Origin of the sequence: Clostridium sp. HBUAS56017, from assembly GCF_007115085.1 — a bacterium.
Classification (GTDB): Bacteria; Bacillota; Clostridia; order Clostridiales; family Clostridiaceae; genus Clostridium; species Clostridium cibarium.
Map to the genome: position 1 here is coordinate 1745 of NZ_SULK01000052.1, position 574 is coordinate 2318.

At 36.6% G+C, this 574-nt stretch carries 1 protein-coding gene; it reads left to right on the top strand.

The annotated features are described in order from the left end of the window. The coding region (locus tag FAY47_RS19760; RefSeq protein WP_279232230.1) for a group II intron maturase-specific domain-containing protein at positions 1–477 on the top strand (477 nt) is incomplete at its 5' end. Positions 478–574 lie beyond the last annotated feature (97 nt).

Consider the following 574-nt stretch of genomic DNA (forward strand, 5'->3'; position numbering starts at 1 on the left):
TTTCTTGGCTGGACATTTAAGAAATACAATGGGAAATTAATAGTGAAACCATCTAAAAACTCTATTAAAAACATGATTAAGAGATGTTCCACAATAATCCTTAAGGAAGGAAAAGCTAGTACTCAATCGGACTTAATAAGAAGGCTTAATCAAGTCATAAGAGGTTGGACGAATTATCACAAACACGTGGTTGCTAGCAAAGTCTTTTCATATATTAACAACACCCTTTATCACTTATTACAGCAATGGGCAAAACATAGACACCCCACCAAGAATAAATGGTGGAGGTTAAATAAATACTGGCATGAAAAAGGCTGGAAAAGATGGCTTTTCAAGACGGATGAGTACAGTCTAATTAATTTGAGGCGGATTAAAATCGTCAGACATCCCAAATTGCAGATTACAAAAACACCGTTCTTAAACAAAGACTATTTTGACAAAAGAAAGACAAGACTACATACACTTGTTGCCGCCTGAAAAGGTGAAGAAATGCTTGAGCCGTATGAGCGGGAAACTCTCACGTACGGTTCTTAGATGAGGGAAAGGGAGCAATCCCTTTTTCTTAATCGATTAT